The organism is Desulfotruncus alcoholivorax DSM 16058, from assembly GCF_000430885.1.
Lineage (GTDB): Bacteria > Bacillota > Desulfotomaculia > Desulfotomaculales > Desulfallaceae > Desulfotruncus > Desulfotruncus alcoholivorax.
In genome coordinates, this window is sequence record NZ_AUMW01000032.1 from 19,109 (window position 1) to 39,178 (window position 20,070).

Sequence of the window (20,070 nt, forward strand, 5' to 3'; positions counted from 1 at the left end):
CCTCGCAATGACATGAACCGGATGATGCAGTTTTAAGAGGAAGTACGTCCCTTTTCCATTAATGCCAGCGCACCGCGCATGGCCTCCAGCGGGGCTGTCACGCCTGTCCAAAACTCAAAGGAGAGCGCACCCTGGCGCAAAAGCATGCTCAGCCCGTTGGCCGAAGCTGCGCCGTTTCGCTCCGCCCTTTGCATAAATGCCGTATGCGGTGGGTTATAAACAACATCGTAAGCCAGCTGCCCGCTGCCGGGTAACTCATCCGGCAGCGGAAAAACCGCCTCCGCACCGCCGGACATGCCAATGGAAGTGCAATTGACCATTAATGCTGCTTTTTGGGCCCAAACAGCCAATTCTTTATTCCCGGATTCCCATTCAAATACCTCAACCTGAACCCCTGTGGCATCCCGGATAAAGCCGGCTATTTTTTCCGCTTTAGCAATGCTGCGGTTAACCAGTGCCACCCCGGGGCAGCCAGATCTTGCCAAAGCCAGTACCACCGCCCTGGCTGAGCCGCCGGCCCCGAAAACCATTGCCGTCCCGCCTGCCGGGTCAAAACCGCAATCTTCTTTTAAAGCCTGGATAAACCCCGCGCCATCCGTATTATGTCCGGTCAGCCTGCCGCCGCGGTTTATTATAGTATTAACTGCGCCGTAAGCCGCCGCAGCTTCTGTAAGCCCGTCCAAAAAAGGAATCACTGTCTCCTTGTGGGGGACGGTAACGTTCGCGCCTGCTATGCCCAGGGCCCTGATTCCTGCTATCGCAGCCTTTAGTTCTTCGGGCCGGGGGCTGAACGGCACGTAAACACAATTCAGGCCGGCTGCCTCAAACGCGGCGTTTTGCATCGCCGGCGAGAAGCTGTGCTCCACCGGGTAACCTAATAGGGAATAAACCTTGGTTTTACCGTCAAAAATAAATATCACTCCGATCAAAGCATAGCTGCGGAAAGCTTATCTTACAGTATATTTTTGGTCCTCATGCGACACCCTGCTGGAAATTTTTTTTAGAACCAGCTTTTCCAGCCGCCGGTTAATCAAATTGGTGGCCCAAAATTCCCTACCCGACATGGGAACAACCAGTATGGTAAACAGGCCCAACCTGTTGCCGCCCAGGATGTCGGTAAATATTTGATCACCCACCACCGCGGTTTCCGAGTGCTTCACTCCGAGAATGTCCATGCCTTTTGTAAACGCCTGGCGCATTGGTTTTACCGCTCTGACGACGTAAGGTATATTGAACGGTGCAACCAGTTTATTCACCCTGGCCGTACCGTTGTTTGACACGACACAAAGTTTCAAACCATGTTCCCGTAACCGTTTAAGCCACATCACAACTTCCTGGGAAAATTCCTCCCTGTCCCTTGGAACAATTGTATTATCCAGGTCCATTAACAGTGCCTTGATGCCTCTTTTTTTCAGTTCCAGCGGGTCAACATCCAAGATAGAAGGTACATACATGTGAGGATAGAGTATGCGCAGCATTTTTGCCCCCCTATAACATTGTTTGCGCTTTTTTTAAATCCTCCGGCGTATTCACATTAAAAAAAATCTTATCCAGGTCTGTTTCTGCTTCAAGCATTTTTTGTTCATTTAAAAAATTAACTTTTACCCTTTCATAAAAACCGGTGATTTTGTTGAGGTTGTGACGTAACAATTCTTCTATAACTTTAAGGCAAGACTTGCTATATAATGCAAATAACGGCTCCGGAAATCCACGATAGAACGGTACCACTGCATCATAACCCGCAGCATTGTTGACCAAAAGTTCAGCCAGCCCGGCACTGACAAATGGCATGTCACAAGCAGTTACCAGGGCAAAATGGTGTCCTGCACTGGCAACCCCGGCATGAATTCCGCTCAGCGGCCCATGTCCGGCAATAATATCTTTAACTGTCCTGTCACCATACCGGGCATATTTATCAGGCTCCGAGGTTACAATAATAATCTCTTCTGATACGCTTCTCAATATATAGGAAACATGTTCTATGATAAAATGCGGCCCTACCTTCAGCAGGGCCTTTTCCGTACCCATACGCGCGTTTTTGCCACCTGCCAGAATGATGCCCGAAATACCGGTCATTTGCATCATAAGACATCTCCCAATGGTTGCCGGCACATTTATTGTTACTATTCAGGTAGTCAGAATTCAGTAGTTAGAATTCAGAATGCCCCGGTACAAATGTTTTCGCCGGTTCTCTCATTCTGACTCCTGAGTACCATTTTTATATTATATTCTGCGCAGCCCGGCTAAGTGTTTAAACCAATTTCAATTAAAATAAGATCTGCCGTTATGCTATTATTCTACATTCTCAAAAAATTTCCTTCGCTGGCATTAAATAATGTGGTGCTTAAAAGGGGCAGACTAAGAAAAAAGGAGGTTTTTCACGTGGACAAAGTATTACTTTACACCACCCCGACATGACCGCACTGCCGTACAGTGAAAGAGTTTCTTTCTCAAAAAGGAGTCCAATTCCAGGAACTGAACGTGGCAGTCGATGAAAAAGCGCGCAATGATATGGTATCCCATACGGGCATGATGGCAGTCCCAACCGTAGTCATAGGAAACCAGTACATTGTAGGCTTCGATCGTGAAAAATTAGAGAAAGTATTACACTAAACACGAAAAAACGCGCGCCCAAACCAATCCATTGGCGCGCGTTTTATATCAATACAGCAAGTAAATTAAAAAAGACAGGTTTCAATTGCCATGCTCTGTTTCTTAATACGGCACACGGCCGTTGCTATTATTATATTCCTCAACCTCCACCAAAGCCGCCACCGGTAGCGGGAAGGTCGCAACCGCCGCCTCCACCTCCGGTACGCACGGAACACCCGGTAAATAACTGCTCTACTTTACCTTGGCCGCAGGCCGGGCACTTAACTTTATCTTTTTCACTGATAGCAACAAAAATGGTAAATTTATGACCGCACTCACTGCACCTAAAATCATAAGTAGGCAAATCCATTTACCTCCCAAATTTAAACTTATACTGTTATAGCCCCGTTGGGGCAGGTAAATACACACTCCTCGCACTCGTCACACAAATTTTCATCCACATGTGCGGTTTTAACCCTGATGGTTATAGCCTGTTTGTGACACATTTGGCTACATACTCCGCAGCCAATACACAATGTTTTAATTACCATGGCAGCCATATAAGATCATTATCCTTTCAATCTATATGGCTTTATTATAATATACAAATATGCATTTATCAACTAGAAAATTAACTTAATTCGGATCTTTTAAATAACTGGATAAAATTTAAAATAAATTGCATTTCTTTTTCATTAAGGTTGCATACCAGGTTAAGCACAGCTTGTACATTGGGATGCATCAGCATTTCCCGCAGTTCCGGGTTCATCAGGCTTAACATCTGGTCGACCGCCCCGGGCTCCATAATGAAATAACATGGGGAAACGCCCATTACTTCAGATATTTTTTCAAGTGTTTTAAGTGATGGCTGTACTTTTCCATGCTCAATCTGTCCGATCAGCCCGGCGGTCACCCCGGCCAGTCCGGCCAACTGGGCCTGGGTTAAGCCATATTCTTCCCGCAGCGATTTTAACTTATGTCCAAGGGATCCCTCGTGGCTGATAAGCGAGGTAACAGGCACTCCCAGCCCCTCAGCGATTTTTTTCAGTGTGGCTAAAGCAGGATAGACCGTTCCTCTTTCAATTTCGCTGCAATAGGATAAGGATATCTCCGCACTTTGGGCCAAATCCTGAAGGGACATATTTTTTTCCGAACGCAATAACCTTATTTTGTCTCCCAGTGACAGACCTGTATCGGCGACATCTCCTTTAATCAGCTGCGATTTGGAAACATTCAACGCAGCTGCAAGTTTGTCAATGGTTTTTAATGACGGGCGCTTGGACCCCCGCTCTATTTCACTCAAATAAGATAACGATAAACTGGCCCGTTTAGCCAGGTCATTTAAAGTATAACCACGCTCTTCTCTTAAAGCCCTAATCTGCTCTCCCCTAACAATCATTTGTAAACACTCCCGGAATTTTTTATCTTACGGAGCAATAGTTAACTTTTTGTAATTTTTTAAAACTATGTACTTTTTGTAACATAGTTATTTAACAAGCAACAAAATATTACAGACTTAAAAAAACCCCGCCGGGATTTTATAAATATTTTTTATTATTGTAGTATTACTATTATGGTACTATACTCCGGTTAGATAGTCAATCTGCGGAAGAGCGTGCAATTAAACGCATATAGCTGATTTGGCTCAAATATTCATATCTTCGTAATTTCCGCCGATATGACAATTATTAATTAATTATAATTGGGGACATTCCTCGGACGGGCGGACAGGGTCGTCCGCCCCCACAAACAGGTGTGTCCCCTTTCCTAAAATTGCATAATCTTTTCTGCGATTTCCTTAAACACCGGAGCCGCCGTTGTACCGCCGCTGCTTCCGCCATGCACCAAAACAGTGATTACGTATTTTGGACGATCTGCCGGAATATAACCGGAAAACCAGGCGTCAACCTTCCCGCCCGCGTTATCAAGCTGGGCCGAGCCGGTCTTGCCGGCACTGCCCCATTGCGTTACCCGTGCCTGCGTACCAACACCTGTTTCGGTGACCTCGCGCAACAGCTTCTTCATAACTCCCGCGGTGTACACGCTAATTGCCCTGGTGGGTGCGGGCTGTCCAATTACCCGTACAAAGCAGCCTTGCTCATCGGCCACTCCTGTAACCAAGCGCGGGGCATAGTATAAGCCGCCGCTGGCTATCACATTCATCATGGCGGTTACCTGAACCGGAGTAACCAGCACTGGTCCCTGGCCAACAGAACTATTGGCCAGATTGTATTTTTCGCCGATAGCAGCTAAGTTTTGCCTTTTATCCCTTTTAACCGGGTAACCGGCAATAGCTTGGTTGGACAAGCCAAAGGCTTCGGCATAGTTGATAATGCTATTAGCACCTAACCGCCTGCCGATTTCAACAAAGGTAGGGTTACAGGATTCCGCAAAGGCCTGGTGAAAAGCTATCCGGCCATGCCCGCCGTCCAGCCAGCAACGGACCGGTTCGGCATTTGCGCCAAGGCAAGTAAAACGTTCATCCAGATCGACCTTACCCAGGTCGATGGCGGCAGCTGCCAGTACAACTTTAAACACTGATCCGGGCTGAAATATTGAGATGCAGTGGTCCACATATACATCCCCGTGCCGGCTGGCCAGACTCCGGCCCACCATAGAGGGTGATGGATCATACCCCGGCCTGCTGGCCATGGCCAGTATATCTCCGCTGCCTGCTTTCATCACAATGACAGCGCCGCTCTCCACACGCGTGTCCATAACTGATTCCACAACTTGCTGAATGTTTCGGTCGATAGTGGTTACTACATTACGGCGCGCCGGATCGACGGCCGAAGTGTTTACCGCTAAACCTTCTCCGTGAATTACCCTGCCCATGGCATCCAGCGCAATTCTGGCCCACCTTTGTGGATAGGTCCCTTTAAGTTCCTGCTCGTAAAAATATTCCAGGCCCGATTGGCCAACCCAGTCGCCTAAATTGTAATTTTTTGTACTGTTTTTCTGCAGTTGCTCAAACTGTTCCCGACTGGAAATCTTGCCGAGATAGCCGGTAATGTGGCTTGCCAGGGGTTTATCCCCGTAACGCATGTACACAGGCAGCAAAAAGACTCCTTCCGGTGGCGCTGTTTGCAAGGATTTCAGCTGTTCTGAGGTTAAATTCAAGTTTAGGTAAAAAGCTCCGTTCCGGGCTTTTTTGTATAAATCAACAGGGTTTTGGCCAAGGGTTTGCGCCAGTTGGTCCAGTTCCTTTTGTTGGTCTTGCATCAGCTTGGGGAAAACTACAACACGGTTGGCGAAATAGCCTCCGGACAGCGGAAGCTGGTTCCGGTCTGTTATTTCCCCTCGCATAAACTCTTCCAGGACTACTTCATGTGACCTGATTCGGCTTGCCCGCAAGGCATAACTATTGCCTTTGACCAGTTGAATATTATACAAGTGCCAGGTTATCAGGGCAAAGGCCATAGTCATCGCCCAGCATGAAATGATCATGCGTTTTTTTCGCAGTTCCAGCAAAATAAAAAACCCCTATATCGGATTTGACCATCATTAATATAGTGGCCATCCAATTGGGATTTTAAACCATCCTGAAAAATTTCAAGTTACTTGTATCAGGCTCTCCAATAGTTCCCTCCGCGCGTTGCTCAATTTCCCTTGTCATTGCGAGGAGTGAAACGATGAAGCAATCCCATATTGAGATTGCTCCGCTGCGCTCGCAATCATAAAGGCAAGTCGGAGAGCCACCGCCCATATGCATACTTTCTCATTATTTACCTATCCCGCGTTGTAAATTTAAGGGTTTATCATTCCGGCCTGCGTAATAAAGAGAACTCCGGCAGTGGTTCCGGCCAAGGCAGGTATATGGTTTGCCGGGGATGAGGCGCGCAATCAATTATATTACCGTCTTCGTCAAGAATTTTTTTAACCTGGCAGCTATAAACCTCCCCGGTGGTAAGAATCTCCAATTCCTCGCCGGTAACAAAGCGGTTCCGCTGTTCGATGCGCAGCAGCCCGCGTTCAGGGTCATAACCACGTACCACCCCGACAAAAGTATAATTGCGCCGGTAAATTGAATCCAGAGGCGGCGGGTTGCCCGCCCTGGTACCGGTGAAAAAGCCGGTTGTATAGTCCCTGTTGCTGACCTTGCTTATCTCCTGCAGCCATTCCGGGCGAACCTTATAATTATCCGGGTCCTTCAGGCATTCGTCCAGGGCCTGGCGGTAGACCCTGGTGATGGTGGCGACATAATGAACGCTTTTCACCCGCCCCTCAATCTTAAAAGAAGTGACACCCGCTGCCAGCAGGTCCGGCAGGTATTCAAGCAAGCATAAATCCTTTGAACTTAAGATATAGGAACCCCTGTCGTCCTCGCTAAAGGGGAAATACTCACCGGGCCTTTTTTCCTCCACCAGCCGGTATTTCCAGCGGCAGGCCTGGGCGCAGTCACCCCGGTTGGCATCTCGCCCCGTCATATAATTGCTTAACAAACACCTTCCGGAATAGGATATACACATAGCGCCGTGGACAAATGCTTCTAATTCCACCCCGGTTTTATCCCGGATTGTTTTTATCTCCCCGCAACTAAGTTCCCTGGCCAGCACGATACGGTCCGCCCCCATCGACTCCCAAACCCTGGCGCTGCGCCAGTTGGTAATGTTGGCCTGTGTGCTGACGTGTATTTTCAACTGCGGGGCAAATTCACGCACCAGGGAAAATACGCCCGGGTCTGATACGATAACGGCATCAACCCCTGCGTTAACCAGTTCTTGGATGTAACTGGGCAATGCTTCGATATCTTTATTATGAGCAAATATATTCAGGGTGACATAAACTTTAACTCCCCTGGCATGGGCATATTTAACCGCACTGAACATGGATTCCCGGTCAAAAGCGGCGGCAGCCACCCGCAATCCGAAATCGGTGCCGCCCAGGTAAACCGCATCGGCACCGTAAGCAATGGCGTATTTTAATTTTTCCGGGCTTCCCGCAGGAGCTAAAATTTCAGGCTTCATTGTTTTTACCTTCCTGGCACATTTAGGGTATTTGAATATCACAAATAATGTTTGAATGATTTGTCATGCAAGCGTAGAGATGCATTTTTGGGGATTTTCCTCGGACGGGCGGACAGGGTCGTCCGCCCCTACAAGCAGATGTGTCACCTTGCCTTGAATATTAGATTGCCACGTCGCTTCGCTCCTCGCAATGACAAATACCATTCACTGGTATTTTTGCACATTTTTATTGTGTTCAGCCAGTGTACGGGCAAAAGCATGGCTGCCGTCGGGTTTGGCGCAGTAATAAAGGTAATCGTTCTTTTCCGGCTCAATTGCCGCTTTCAGCGAAGGCCAGCCTGGATTGGCTATGGGACCCGGCGGTAGGCCGTAGATTTTATAGGTATTATAGGGTGAATTAATTTCCAGATCGCTGTATAGTAATTTCTCTTTTTGTTTTCCCAGTGCATACTGTACTGTAGCGTCAATTTGCAGCGGCATACCGGCTTTCAGCCGGTTATATATTACACCGGCAATTCTGGGCCTTTCCGATTCAACCCGGGCCTCCCGCTCCACCATGGATGCCACAGTCACTGCCTCGTTTAAACTAAGTCCTTTAGCCCTGGCCTTGTTGATATAGTCATTGCGTTCCATAACTTGCTCAAAATTTTGCAGCATCATTTCAACAATTTTATCAGGTCCTGAACCGGGTCCCAGAAAATACGTATCAGGGAACAGATATCCTTCCAAATTGTACTTATTGTCCGGTAATTGTTTTAAAAAAGAAAACTGCCAGTTTTGATTAAGCGCATTGGTAAATTCCGCACGGCTAGACAGTCCCTTCTGTTCCAGCAAGCCGGCTATCTGAGCTACGGTGTAGCCCTCCGGAATGGTTAATTTAATGCGATCTGCCGGACCCTTAACCAAAACCCAGGTAATCTCCGGCACTGTCATGGCGGTATTCATTATATATGTACCGGGTTTAAGCTTACCATCAACGCCTTCCATTCTGGCATACAGGCGAAAGGCTGAAGCATTTCGAATTACGCCGCTACTTTTCAATATTCCGGCAATTGTCGAAGTTGTGGCTTGTTTAGGCACAACCACCGTTATCTGGTCAGCTTTTGGGGCGTTAACCGGCATTAGTGATATCCTGTAGGACATAATCGCAAACACCAGTGGAATTAAGATTGCGGTTGCAGCAATAAAGTTCCCCCAACTTTTTCGACTGCCTGTTATCATTCTAACGGGTAACATAATTTTTCTCCTGCTTTAAAGCTCCGTTTCAGTTTCGGGTTCGATTTCTCCAGTTTCCCCGGGTATTGTCTGAGCTTCCGGTTGAGGTTCGGATCCGCCGGTAACGTTATGTTCACTTGCCGACGTCTCCTGCGGCTGTGCATCAAGCTGGCCGCTGCCTGGTTCCGCTGGTGAGCCACCTTGTTGGTTAATATCACCAGTCCCTGCTGTACCGCCCGGGGATTCCGTATTACCGGCCGGTGATGTATTCCCAGGTACTGCCGCCTCAGATTTTTCGGTATCAACCGGAGCCAACTGGTCATCTGTGGGAACAACCACAGAGGGTTTTACTTCACCGGTGCCAATTGCGATAATCCTGTTGACCGCCTGGTAGTGGCTCTCCGGCAGATGTTCCGTTATTTTTTTCCCATCCAGCCAAACGGTCCGTTCGGTAACAGCGATAAATCCCTGTGACCCTTTTTGTTTAACCACCTGTTCTCCATACGCCAGGTTGGGATCCTTTTCATAAACTATTTTCGGTTCTATTTGATTTTTAACCCAGCTGTTTATTTCAACCCTGGGCGTTTTTTCCTTATTGCCGAAAAGTTTTATGGTCAGGATATTGCCGTTAACAATGGTTTTGATATAAATATAGCTTTCGCTGTTATTGACAAACCTGAAATCTATAGCGTCATATGCCACTGTAGCGTCCCTGCCGATAGGAACATAACCAATAGGCAAAGAGTGGTTGCTCCTGTCAGTAACCTTTAAATTTGCCAGCAGCACAGCATTGTAAAGTGTGGAAGATACCTGGCAAACACCGCCGCCCAAACCGGGAACCAGTTCGTTATTTATAATGACGTTGGCATTTTTGTAACCAGCCTCGGAGCTGCGCGGGCCGACCACGCGGTTAAATGAAAATTCCTCACCCGGCGCAATCAGCAGCCCGTCCAGAGCGGATGCAGCCACCTTGATGTTATAGGTGCGCCCTTCCTGGGAGGCGTCAAATTTGGTGCTATAGGCAGAAATCCTTCCGTTAATGCCCATGGCTTTGATATCTTCCAGCGAGCGCTGGGGGGAAGTAGATACCAAAGGCAACTCTATCTCTGCTGCTGCCTGGCCCGATGCTATTGATTCCACCAACCTTTTCTCCAACAATTCGAAATTAACATTTCTGCCCATCCGGCCAGGAATTATTTCCACCTGGTCATCCCCGGTTATTGTAAATCCGGCGTTTTGGGGTTCGATAATCAAATCCCCGGCCTCGGCCATAACTTTGTTTTTCAGTACGGACCTGTCCACTTTTACCACCGGGTCCAATACCAGGCCGTGGCTCTTAACCCGGTACCGTTCCTGCCATTGCGTAAAAAATGAGCCGGTGTGTCCTACCTGCAAGGCCTTTTGCCATGTGCTTTCAAAATCCAGGCCGACCCCCAGCAAGCCTGCTTCAACCCGCCAGGACTTTTCGCCTTGCTTGATTAACACAGGTATTTTTCTTAAATGGCTGTCCAGGGCCGCCAATTTTTCTTCGGCTTGATTCCGGGATAATCCGCCAAGGGGAACCGGCCCCACTCTGACACCCTGCACTATTTTATCAGCATAGGATGCACCGGAAAGGCTGAAAAAAATGCCAGCCGCTGCAATTATCGCAAAAATTGCAATATAGCTTACTCTACGCAAAGGATCGGCCTCCCCGCAGATAAAATAAAGCTGGCTGCGAAATACCGCCCAGCTTTATTTGAAAATTTTAATCTTCGTCGTCTTCTTCAATAAGCATTTCCTCCATGCAGGCGTCCTTAACTTTTTCCCATTCTTCATCGTCAATTTCCACCAGAATTTCACCTTCTTCATCATCCTGGTCGATTCTTAAAACAAATGCTTCGGCCTCTTCCTCTTCTTCCTCTTCTTCGCCCACGGGTATTAATATGGCGTAATTTTTCCCCTCAAACTCAACGATGCTGTATATTATAGCATCATGCTCATTACCGTCTTCATCAACCAAAGTGATTATTTCATCCTGCTCAGGCAAGAAATCCACCTCTTTTCATGAGTTAGGGCTATTCTAAACAAATTAACAGGCGTTGTCAAGAAATTATACTATTTACCGCTTTTGGCGTTAAGATAATCCTGCAGAATAATCGATGCCGCCATTTTATCTATTACTTTCCGTCTTTTAGCTCTGCTCATGTCAGCGCTGACCAGAATCCGTTCAGCCGCAACCGAAGTAAGCCTCTCATCCCATGTTTCTACCGGCAGCCCCAAATGAAGTGAAATTTTATCCGCAAAATCTATAGCCTTTTCTCCCTGGGGCCCGGTGGTGCCGTTCATATTTTTGGGCAGTCCAACCACGACTCTTTCCACGCCAAATTCTTGGGCCAGTTGTTTTATTTCTTCCAATACCTCGTTGATTTTACCACTATTGGTTAGTGTTTTAACACCCTGGGCCGTCCAGCCCAGCTCGTCGCTGACAGCCACACCAATTCTTTTTTCACCCAGGTCGATACCCATAATACGCAATAATAAAACCAGCCTTCCCGTCAAATCACTTTTATGCAGAATTCGGGGCATACCGAGGCGCAATAGCCGCACAGGCGGCAGCGCTGCATATCAACCTTAACCGCACCTTCAACAATTTCCAGGGCGCCGGCTGTACATTTTTCCACACACCGGCCGCAGCCCCGGCACCATTTTTCAATGTGCAAAACCCGCCGGTTCTTGCTCAACTTTTCGCTCAAGCCCGGCCCGGGCTCAACGCCGGAAAACCTCAACACGTTATACTTAATTTCCTCCAGGCTTTGCATGCCCACAGCAACCGCTGCCAGTTCAGGCACAGACAAAATAAAGCCCAGTGCTTCTTCCGCTTGCGGTATAAGATGCCCACCGCCTAAACATTTCATTCCGTACAAGCCTTTGCCCATCATGGCGCTAAATGAAATGGCTTGGAGCATATCTTCCGTTTGACCGTCCTGAATTCCTACGCCAAACTTGTTAATTATGGGGTGAATAACGTCTAATTCCGGTATTGAAGCGGCAGCCCTTACCCCGGCAACATAATGGGTGGAAATACCTATGGCCCTGATTAAACCTTTTTCCCGGGCCCGCACCATACCTTCAACTGCTTCCCAGTGTCCTTTAATGGTGTGCACAGATTCCTGTTCATGCAGCAGCATAATATCGACGTATTCCCGGTTCAGCTCCTTCAGACATTTGGCAATGCTTTGTTCCATTCCTGCCCTGGAATAAGCATAGGTTTTGGTGGCGATAACCACGTCACCGTGAAAACCCGCCAGCGCCTCGCGAATATAGGGATAGCATTCATAAATTTCGGCGGTGTCGATAAAATTGACACCCAATTCCAGGGCCGCGCGGATAAGCTTTGCCCCATCAGGCACACTAAATGAACGCTGCAACGGCCCGATGGTCAGGGTGCCGAAACAAAGCCGGGAAACCAACAGCCCGGTTGCGCCCAATTGATTATACTGCAATATCTTAACTCCTGCCTATGATACCAGGTATCTTTTTACCAGTTCTTCCAGGAGTTCGTCCCTTTCCAACTGGCGAATCATGTTCCTGGCGTTTTTATGGCTGGTAATGTAAGCCGGGTCCCCGGAAAGCAGATAACCCACAAGTTGATTAATAGGATTATAGCCCTTTTCCGTTAACGCTTCGTAAACTTTAAGCAAAATATCACGGGCTTTATTCTCTTCTGCCTGCACCTTGAACATTACGGTCTGTTCGGATATTTCCCTGGACATGAGCAAACCCCCTCGGTGTAACCCCGGACAATCTTTATCGGAATTTAGTTTCTATTATAACCGGATATATCCAATAAGAGAAGTGATGCAGGCAGGAAAAACTATTTTTACCCTGCCTGTGCCTCCACCAGGGAATAGACTTTTTCCAGGGCCCCATCCAGGCCGGACGGGTCTTTTCCGCCCGCCTGGGCCATCTCCGGCCTGCCGCCGCCGCCCCCGCCGACAAGCGGGGCAATATCCTTGATCATTTTACCGGCGTGCAGTCCCCTGGATACAAGATCCTTACTGACTCCGGCCACAAGGTTGACCTTTCCGTTAACCGCTGCGCCCAGCACGATTACTCCGGAGCCCATTTTGTCCCTTAACAGGTCCACCATAGCCCTCAGGCTATCCATATCCGCCGCATCGGAACGGGACGCCAGAACCTTTATTCCGGCAATTTCTCTGGCCCGGCCCAGCATGCCCTGAACCTCATAGCGGGCCAGCCGCGCCCGCAAGGTCTCGGTTTCCTTTTCAAGCTCACGCAAATCCTGAACCATCGACTCCACTCTGCGGACAACTTCGTGCAGAGGAGCTTTGACCGTCTTGGCTATTAATAGCAGCTGGTCTTCCTTGGCCCGCATGTAATCCATGGCGCCTTCCCCTGTTACCGCCTCAACGCGCCGCAGGCCGGAGCCAACGCTGCTTTCACCCAGTAATTTAAACAAACCGACCTCGGAAGTAGCTTCCACGTGAGTTCCACCGCAAAGCTCCAGGCTGAAATCACCCATTTTTATTACCCTTACGCGGTCCCCGTATTTTTCTTCAAACAAAGCCGCTGCACCCATTGCCCTGGCCTCGTCCAGTGAAGTTTCAATAACTTCCACCTTGAGATTGTTTAAAACAGCATTATTAACAATATCCTCTATTCTTTGCATTTCCTCCGGTTCAATTGACGCAAAATGGGTGAAATCGAAGCGCAGCCGGTCGGGCGCGACCAGTGAACCAGCCTGGTTGACATGACCGCCCAGAACTTCCTTTAAAGCTTTGTGCAGCAGGTGGGTCGCCGAGTGGTTGCGGGCTATGTTCATCCGCCGCCTGCGGTCAACTTGCACGTCAACTTCGTCGTTCACACGAACAATACCGGAACCGACCTTGCCACTGTGCAGGTGTATCCCTTGCACCGGCCGGGTAACCTCGCAAACATCAACTTGCAAACCGGGACCGCTGATAATGGCGTGGTCGCTTACTTGCCCGCCGGATTCAGCATAGCAGGGGGTTATATCCAGAATAATTTCCACTTCATCACCGGCAGCAGCCTGTTCCACCTGCCGCCCGCCGGAAAAAACAGCCTTAATCCTGGAACGGCTGGACAGTGTGTCATAGCCGGTGAAAACAGTTTCGCCCACCTGTTCCAAAATTGACTTTAGCTGCGCAGCCTTTTCCGACAAATATTCGGTTTCCTGGCGGGCGCTGCGCGCCCTATCCCGTTGCTGCTCCATGGCCCGCGCAAACCCTTCTTCATCCACGGTTAAACCATTTTCTCCGGCTATTTCCTGGGTCAGTTCAATGGGAAAACCATAGGTGTCATACAACCGAAAGGCCTTTTCCCCGTCAATATAGTTTTTACCGGCTGCTTTTGCTTCCCCGACCAGTTTGTTCAATATTTCCGTCCCCTGGGCCAGCGTTTCACCGAATCTTTCCTCTTCCGTCTTAATGACCCTCATTACCAGCTCACTGTTTTTAAGCAGTTCCGGGTAGGCAGCCCCCATTTTCTCTATTACCGCACCGGCTACTTGGTATAGGAAAGGTTCTTCCATGCCTAAAACCCGGCCGAACCTGACGGCCCGGCGCAGCAGGCGGCGCAACACGTAACCCCGGCCTTCGTTCGAAGGTAATGCACCGTCGGAAACAGCAAAAGTAACCGCCCTGGAGTGGTCGGCTATGACTTTTAACGCCAGGTCGATATCATCACCCGACCCGTAAGGTTTCCCGGTAAGGTTGCCGGTAAAGTCCATGATATCCCGCAGTAAATCCGTATCGAAATTGGAATTAACTTTCTGCAGCACGGAAGCTACCCTTTCCAGGCCCATTCCGGTATCAATACCTTTACTTTTTAATGGAGTATAATTGCCCTCTTCATCCCGGAAAAACTGGATAAAAACCAGGTTCCAAATCTCCAGGTAACGGTCACAGTCGCAGCCCACCGCGCATTCAGGTGAACCGCAGCCGCGTTCCGGGCCCAGGTCATAATAAATCTCCGAGCAGGGACCGCAGGGACCCACGCCAATTTCCCAGAAGTTGGTATCCTTGCCCATGCGCACGATTCTGTCTTTGGGCACCCCGACAACATTGTGCCAAATTTCAAAGGCCTCGTCATCGTCCAAGTAAATTGTAATCCACAGTTTTTCCGGCTCCAAGCCTAAGTGCTTGGTTACAAATTCCCAGGCCCAGGGTATGGCATCCTGCTTAAAATAATCGCCAAAAGAAAAGTTGCCGAGCATTTCAAAGAAAGTATGATGTCGCGCAGTTTTACCCACTGACTCAATGTCCGGAGTGCGAAGACACTTCTGGCAAGTAGTGGCCCTTAAGACATCCGGCTTGGCCGCTCCGGTAAAATAAGGCTTGAATGGAACCATCCCGGCAGCGGTCCATAGTATGCTTGGATCATTATGTGGAATTAAAGAAGCGCTGGGCAAAATTTTATGTCCTTTGCTTTCAAAGAATTGCAAAAATTTTGTTCTGATTTCGTTACCGGTCATGTCTATAACCTCCCCCAATTTCCATAAAAAAAAATTAAAAACCCTTCCTCCCTTGCCAGGGACGGAAGGTTCCGCGGTACCACCCTGCTTAACAACTTCTCAGATTGGAGAAAATTGTTCACTTAAAGATGTTAACGCTGCCAGCGGCGAAACATACTTAAATTTCAATTTCGCAATATGATGGGAACGGCATTCAACCTGCAGGGACAGAAACTTGCACCCAAAACGTTTCCTCTCTGTAGACTCTGCTCCGGTTTACTCTTTTCCCAATATTTAACGGTATTAAATTGCGCTATAATTATACAAAATCAACCTGAAAGCTGTCAAGGACAGTGCTGGTTACTTAAATTCCGGCACCAGCTTACAATAGGCAAAGGTTAACAGGACCCTCAAAATGGCTGCCACAGGAACTGCCAAGATTAACCCGGTTAAACCGTAAAGCTGGCCGCCGGCGAGCAGCACCAAAATCACGAAAAGTGGATGTAAGCCCACCCGGCTCCCCAGGATCTTAGGTGAGATAACGCTGGCTTCCAGCTGTTGGATAATGATAAAAGCCAGCATTACTTTTATGACCATCCATTTGGAAACCAGCATGGCCAGCGTTATGGCGGGGACAGCCCCGATAAATGGCCCAAAGTACGGGATAAGATTGGTTATACCCGCAAAAATGCCCAGCATCAGGGCCAATTCCATGCCCAGGGCCGCCATCGCCAGGCCGGTCATTATACCTGTGATTACGCTAACCAGCAGGTAACCCCTGACAAAGCTATCAATTATCCGGCTGATTTCTGTTCCCAGCTGCAGGATTTCCGCACGCTTTTGGACAGGAATGAGTTTTACCACCCTTTCGGTGTAAATCTCAACGTCCTTTAGCAAGTAATATGCTATAATGGGCGCCAGGATTATATTAAAAATATAACCCGCCAAACCGAGCATAATTTGCACGACACGTTCAGCCTGTTTAACCAGGAGCTGCTCCAGCCAGGTTATGCGCTGGTCAATGATTTTGCGTAAAGCATCGGGAATACCGGCCCGGTCGTACTCAACCTGAATTGAATCGGTAAACTTTTGGATCTGGGCGGCATACTCAGGAACAACATCAGCCATCATATTTAGCTGACCGATTATGTGAGGCATACCAAAAAGCAACAGGCCGGCAACAACTATGAACATTGCCGCATATACGATTAAAATAGACATCGTGCGGGAAGTACCCCTGTTTTCAACAGTACGGACCAGCGGGTGCAATAGATAAGCAAGCACGATAGCCAATAAAAGAGACAAAAAAATACCACGTATCAGGTAGAAAAAATAAAGTATCGCTGTTACCAGCACAAGCGCCAGCATAATACGGTAATTCTTTTTCCAATCCCACCTGGCCAAAATTCACACCACCAAGTAAAAAAGTGAGGATATAGCCCCCACTCTTTATTATTTCTTACCAATGATTCCGCTTACCGTCCGGGATACTCCCCTGATCATCCGGTCAGTGGCCCTTCGGGAATTTTTTTGCCGCATTGCTCTCAAATAAGGTTGTCTTTTTAATTTTTTTTGTGGTTTCTTCATCATCGACATCAGCACACCTAGTACGCTACCTGTGATCATGCCGCGCCAGAAGGCCCGTTTCATAATAATCACCCCTATCACAAAAGAAATTCATTTTGAGGGTCGAAAGCAACCAAACTTCCGTCCTCACCTACTTCAAAAATACTTACACCTTCTTTGTTCTTTCTGTATTCAACACAGCAATCCCAGCAATAATATTGATCAACGCCAACCTTGCCGGTGGCCTTGCCGCCGCAAACCGGGCAGTGCAATCTGCTCCGACCTCCCTGCATACAAAATCTTTATAAAAATTATGCCCATTTTCCGGCTCATTAATGCTTGTGCGCGCTCAAACCAATCACCATAATACAAAAAGCCCTTGGAAATATTCCAAGAGCTTTCGTACCAACAGTACCAGCGGTTATGGGCAATTTCTTTATATAGCGCTGTCCCCTTTTTCTCCGGTGCGTATACGCACTGCATTTTCAATACGGTAGACAAATATTTTTCCGTCTCCTATCTCTCCTGTACGAGCTGTTTTAGTTAATACATCGATTACCCCGTCAACATCTTTATCCGTCACCACAATTTCAACCTTCACTTTAGGCAACAGGTTAATGCTATATTCCGTGCCGCGGTAAACTTCCTTTCGCCCTTTTTGCAAACCGCAACCCATGACCTGGGATACCGTCATGCCATGTATACCAAACTTGGTCAACGCTTCCTTTATATCCTCCAAAACGCCGGGCCGCACAATGGCTTCAATTTTTATCATAATATCATTCTCCTCGTTTCTTAAAATGAATAAGCCCTTTCACTATGCTCGTTGACATCCAGTCCAACATCCTCCACTTCATCTTCCACCCGCAGCTTGGTTAAAACACCCACTACTTTAAGTATCACAAAAGTCATTACGCTTGCCGTTAGGATACTTGCGCCAACCCCCACGGCCTGCACCAGGAATTGGTGGGCATTGCCATACAGCAAACCTTCCTTGCCTTCGGCAACGGAAAACAGCCCGGTGGCCAAAGCGCCCCAAATGCCGCCAACGCCGTGGATACCGAAGACATCCAGCGAATCATCATAACCCAGTTTTATTTTCAAGCTACTTACTGCCAGGTAACAAACCGCTCCGGCTACCAAACCTATTACTATGGACGACACTGGATTAACAAAACCGCAGGCGGGAGTGATAGCCACCAACCCGGCAACAGCCCCGCTGGCCCCGCCCATGGCAGTGGGCTTGCCGTGACGCAGCCATTCGAACAGCACCCAGGATAACAAGGCAGAACCGGTAGCTATTTGTGTGTTTACAAACGCTCCCGCAGCCAAGCCGCCGGCAGCAAGCGCACTGCCCGCATTGAAGCCGAACCAGCCAAACCATAACAAAGCGGCACCCAGTACGATATAAGGAACATTATGGGGTACCATGGGTTCTGTACCATAGCCTTTGCGCCGTCCCAGCACCAGAGCCGCCACCAGGGCGGAAATACCGGACGATATGTGTACCACTGTACCGCCGGCAAAATCCAGTGCTCCCAGGGTACCCAACCAACCACCGCCCCATACCCAGTGGGCGATGGGATCATATACCAACGTACCCCATAAGAGTACAAATAACACATAGGCGGGGAAACGCATCCGTTCCACGATGGCGCCGGAAATCAGCGCCGGAGTTAATATGGCAAACATCATTTGAAAGACCATAAAAGCCTGGTCGGGAATTGTAGGCGCATAACTTGATGCTTCCAAACCCACACCCTTTAAACCAAAAAATTCAAGACTACCGATCAGCTGGTGAACATCAGGGCCGAAAGCCAGCGAGTATCCCACCAGGACCCACTGAATAGTCACAACCCCCAGGGCGATAAAAGACATCATCATGGTATTAAGAACATTCTTTTTGCGCACCATGCCACCGTAAAAAATAGCCAAACCGGGAATCATCAAAAAAACCAGTGCGGAAGATATCAATATCCAGCTCGTATCACCAGAGTCAATTTGAGTTGTTTCACTCGCCCAAGCCATTGCCGGCAAGGCAAATAATGCTGCCGAAGTAAATACTAATAAACGAAAAATGTTTCTCATGCCCTTACCTCCTCATGAATTTACAAATAATTGCTATAAGAAAAAAATCCCTTCCTATTTTCCAAACAAGCAAACACCCCCTTAAAACTCATTAAAATAAATTAAAATAAAATAAAAAAAGGCGCATAAACCGGCTCCCATGCCAAGTTTATAGCGCCATCGCCTGCAGGTAAATATAATAAGGCCTTTACTGGGAAATATCCCAATAAAGGCCTCAATGCCTGCTGTGTCCAACATTGGACAATATATAATTAAACTAATTGATATAAATATATACTAACAATCAACAAGTGTCAATACCTCACCGGTTATAATTAGCTCTTTGTAACACTTTAACCAGCAAGTCATAACAGCCATGTGGATTAGATAATCATTAATTGTCTTGACGTAACCTTATAGCTTTACTTAACATCCGTTTTGGCAATATAACCGGTTTGAGGACAATTAACCTTATACCAGTCACCTTGACTGGCAACAATCTGTACAGTTTTGCCATTGGGCAAGACGGTGATCACATTATTACTTTTAATGACAGGGGCAGAACGGAAATTACAACCTTTTTTGGAAACAATAACTGCATAAGAACCATTATTTTTGATTTGTGTTTCCGGAAGTTACAATTCCGAGCACCGCGGAACTTAATAATTTCCAGTTTGTTTGAGTTTTATTTCCAGTTTGACGGAGTGAACCATTGACAATGAGGGCAAGCATGGTAGCCTTCTAGGGGCGATGTCATAAAGAAATTAGCCTTCGCCCCTGACATCGGAACCATGCTTGCGGAGGCTCGTTGTCAATGGCAAACTGGAAATAAAACTGGAAGAAAAACGGAAGCTAAGTGCTACACTTCCATATTGCCAAACACACCTGTTAATATATAAAATTTACGTCCATCTTCCATTAGATAGTTTTGGTCCAATAAGCATGATTATCTCTAGATACAACAAAGAGCCCCCGGAATTACTCCAAGAGCTCTTTTAAAAATAGTTCCGGCAACGACCTGCTCTCCCAGGGACAAGCCCAAGTACCATCGGCGCTGGAGAGCTTAACTTCCGTGTTCGGGATGGGAACGGGTGTATCCTCTCCGCTATGGTCACCGGAAAACTTATTGGACGTTATATTTAAGTTAACTTTCAGGTGCCTGGCACCTTTTTGTTAACTTATCGTTCC

The 20,070-nt window shown here is 47.8% G+C and carries 21 protein-coding genes, 1 rRNA gene, 1 pseudogene and 1 other annotated feature; of the genes and pseudogenes, 1 reads left to right on the forward strand and 22 read right to left on the reverse strand.

Going from position 1 to position 20,070, the window contains the following annotated elements:
* Positions 1–32: 32 nt before the first annotated feature.
* The 3 genes from H569_RS0114495 to mobA are packed head-to-tail and all read right to left on the reverse strand — an operon-like array spanning position 33 to position 2,085.
* On the reverse strand, positions 33–920 hold the full coding sequence (locus H569_RS0114495; protein ID WP_051273679.1) for a shikimate dehydrogenase: 888 nt from the start codon (positions 918–920) through the stop codon (positions 33–35).
* A 27-nt stretch (positions 921–947) separates the two neighbouring features.
* Entirely contained in the window at positions 948–1,478 is a 531-nt protein-coding gene (locus H569_RS0114500) for a YqeG family HAD IIIA-type phosphatase (RefSeq protein ID WP_027365582.1), read from the reverse strand.
* A gap of 10 nt (positions 1,479–1,488) precedes the next feature.
* Entirely contained in the window at positions 1,489–2,085 is a 597-nt protein-coding gene (gene mobA / locus H569_RS0114505; protein ID WP_027365583.1) for a molybdenum cofactor guanylyltransferase, read from the reverse strand.
* Between the two features lie 345 nt (positions 2,086–2,430).
* Here mobA and H569_RS21950 point away from each other — a divergent pair.
* Positions 2,431–2,613, forward strand: a pseudogene (locus H569_RS21950) (glutaredoxin family protein); the annotation flags it as partial.
* A 139-nt stretch (positions 2,614–2,752) separates the two neighbouring features.
* On the opposite strand, the gene H569_RS0114510 reads toward H569_RS21950, so the two are convergent.
* The 19 genes from H569_RS0114510 to rrf form a co-directional block, all read right to left on the reverse strand.
* Complete coding sequence (locus tag H569_RS0114510; protein ID WP_027365584.1) at positions 2,753–2,956, reverse strand: FmdB family zinc ribbon protein; 204 nt, start codon at positions 2,954–2,956, stop codon at positions 2,753–2,755.
* A gap of 25 nt (positions 2,957–2,981) precedes the next feature.
* Complete coding sequence (locus H569_RS21955; protein ID WP_081411049.1) at positions 2,982–3,152, reverse strand: 4Fe-4S binding protein; 171 nt, start codon at positions 3,150–3,152, stop codon at positions 2,982–2,984.
* A gap of 71 nt (positions 3,153–3,223) precedes the next feature.
* The gene (locus tag H569_RS0114515) at positions 3,224–3,991 is read right to left on the reverse strand and encodes a helix-turn-helix domain-containing protein (RefSeq protein ID WP_027365585.1); all 768 of its coding nucleotides are present in this window, start codon (positions 3,989–3,991) and stop codon (positions 3,224–3,226) included.
* A 368-nt stretch (positions 3,992–4,359) separates the two neighbouring features.
* Entirely contained in the window at positions 4,360–6,063 is a 1,704-nt protein-coding gene (locus tag H569_RS0114520; RefSeq protein ID WP_238492574.1) for a peptidoglycan D,D-transpeptidase FtsI family protein, read from the reverse strand.
* A gap of 287 nt (positions 6,064–6,350) precedes the next feature.
* Entirely contained in the window at positions 6,351–7,559 is a 1,209-nt protein-coding gene (locus tag H569_RS0114525; protein WP_027365587.1) for a peptidase U32 family protein, read from the reverse strand.
* Between the two features lie 204 nt (positions 7,560–7,763).
* Positions 7,764–8,795: an endolytic transglycosylase MltG gene (gene mltG, locus H569_RS0114530; protein ID WP_027365588.1), complete on the reverse strand. Its 1,032-nt coding sequence runs from the start codon at positions 8,793–8,795 to the stop codon at positions 7,764–7,766.
* Positions 8,796–8,810: 15 nt separating this feature from the next.
* Positions 8,811–10,454 (reverse strand): VanW family protein, encoded by a 1,644-nt coding sequence (locus tag H569_RS20520; protein ID WP_051273677.1) that lies wholly within the window; start codon positions 10,452–10,454, stop codon positions 8,811–8,813.
* A 67-nt stretch (positions 10,455–10,521) separates the two neighbouring features.
* The gene (locus tag H569_RS0114540) at positions 10,522–10,812 is read right to left on the reverse strand and encodes a DUF1292 domain-containing protein (protein ID WP_309294792.1); all 291 of its coding nucleotides are present in this window, start codon (positions 10,810–10,812) and stop codon (positions 10,522–10,524) included.
* A gap of 59 nt (positions 10,813–10,871) precedes the next feature.
* Entirely contained in the window at positions 10,872–11,291 is a 420-nt protein-coding gene (gene ruvX, locus H569_RS0114545; protein ID WP_027365590.1) for a Holliday junction resolvase RuvX, read from the reverse strand.
* A gap of 20 nt (positions 11,292–11,311) precedes the next feature.
* On the reverse strand, positions 11,312–12,259 hold the full coding sequence (locus tag H569_RS0114550; protein ID WP_027365591.1) for an aldo/keto reductase: 948 nt from the start codon (positions 12,257–12,259) through the stop codon (positions 11,312–11,314).
* A 15-nt stretch (positions 12,260–12,274) separates the two neighbouring features.
* Positions 12,275–12,529, reverse strand: coding sequence for an IreB family regulatory phosphoprotein (locus tag H569_RS0114555; RefSeq protein WP_027365592.1), 255 nt, complete (start codon positions 12,527–12,529; stop codon positions 12,275–12,277).
* Between the two features lie 107 nt (positions 12,530–12,636).
* The gene (gene alaS, locus H569_RS0114560; protein ID WP_027365593.1) at positions 12,637–15,270 is read right to left on the reverse strand and encodes an alanine--tRNA ligase; all 2,634 of its coding nucleotides are present in this window, start codon (positions 15,268–15,270) and stop codon (positions 12,637–12,639) included.
* A 54-nt stretch (positions 15,271–15,324) separates the two neighbouring features.
* Positions 15,325–15,545, reverse strand: a binding site (T-box leader).
* A 64-nt stretch (positions 15,546–15,609) separates the two neighbouring features.
* On the reverse strand, positions 15,610–16,653 hold the full coding sequence (locus tag H569_RS0114565; RefSeq protein WP_027365594.1) for an AI-2E family transporter: 1,044 nt from the start codon (positions 16,651–16,653) through the stop codon (positions 15,610–15,612).
* A gap of 48 nt (positions 16,654–16,701) precedes the next feature.
* A complete protein-coding gene (locus H569_RS0114570) occupies positions 16,702–16,899 on the reverse strand; it encodes a hypothetical protein (protein ID WP_027365595.1) in 198 nt (65 codons plus the stop codon).
* Between the two features lie 14 nt (positions 16,900–16,913).
* On the reverse strand, positions 16,914–17,087 hold the full coding sequence (locus H569_RS22810) for a hypothetical protein (RefSeq protein ID WP_169726475.1): 174 nt from the start codon (positions 17,085–17,087) through the stop codon (positions 16,914–16,916).
* A 164-nt stretch (positions 17,088–17,251) separates the two neighbouring features.
* On the reverse strand, positions 17,252–17,590 hold the full coding sequence (locus H569_RS0114580; RefSeq protein WP_027365596.1) for a P-II family nitrogen regulator: 339 nt from the start codon (positions 17,588–17,590) through the stop codon (positions 17,252–17,254).
* A gap of 20 nt (positions 17,591–17,610) precedes the next feature.
* Entirely contained in the window at positions 17,611–18,903 is a 1,293-nt protein-coding gene (locus H569_RS0114585) for an ammonium transporter (RefSeq protein WP_027365597.1), read from the reverse strand.
* A 401-nt stretch (positions 18,904–19,304) separates the two neighbouring features.
* Entirely contained in the window at positions 19,305–19,502 is a 198-nt protein-coding gene (locus H569_RS23690) for an SH3 domain-containing protein (RefSeq protein WP_081411050.1), read from the reverse strand.
* 385 nt (positions 19,503–19,887) lie between these two features.
* Positions 19,888–20,001, reverse strand: a 5S ribosomal RNA gene (gene rrf / locus H569_RS0114600).
* Between the last annotated feature and the right edge of the window lie 69 nt (positions 20,002–20,070).